The sequence below is a fragment of the Oleiphilus sp. HI0067 genome, from assembly GCF_001635735.1.
Genome location: NZ_LWFI01000401.1, coordinates 1 through 680, shown reverse-complemented (window position 1 = coordinate 680; position 680 = coordinate 1). Strand labels below are relative to the sequence as shown.

The following is a 680-nucleotide window of genomic DNA, read 5'->3' as shown; positions in this document are numbered from 1 at the left end:
TGCTGGCCGGCGATGTCATGCAGACTGTGCTCGCTCAGCGTATGTATATTCCTTATAAAGCTGCGCCACTCGATTTATATCGCGCTTTACGTTGCTTGAACCCGTCGCCATATATGTATTTCCTAAACTTAGGCGACTTTCATGTTGTGGGTTCTTCACCAGAAATATTGGCACGTGTCGAAGATGGGCTAGTCACGGTCCGTCCTATTGCAGGTACACGAAAGCGCGGTATGACCGAAGCAGAAGACTTGGCTTTAGAGCAAGATCTTTTAGCTGATCCTAAGGAGCTCGCAGAACACTTGATGCTGATCGATCTGGGGCGTAATGATGTTGGGCGTGTCGCGAAAACTGGAAAAGTTTCGCTCACGGACAAAATGATTGTTGAACGTTATTCGCATGTCATGCACATCGTCTCTAATGTGACTGGTGAGCTGAAAGATGGTTGCTCAGCCATGGATGTTCTTAGAGCAACATTTCCTGCCGGCACATTAAGCGGAGCGCCTAAGATTCGCGCAATGGAAATAATTGATGAGTTAGAGCCAGTGAAGCGTGGTGTATATGGCGGCGCAGTCGGATATTTGTCTTGGAGCGGCAATATGGACACTGCAATCGCGATTCGAACAGCCGTGATTAAAGATGATGTGCTTCATATTCAAGCTGGAGCCGGTGTCGTTGCAGAT

The 680-nt window shown here is 48.1% G+C and carries 1 protein-coding gene; it reads left to right on the top strand.

Annotation, left to right across the window (positions count from 1 at the left end):
- A partial coding sequence (locus tag A3739_RS04745) for an anthranilate synthase component I family protein (RefSeq protein WP_197472054.1) occupies nucleotides 1–680 on the top strand: 680 nt, incomplete at both ends.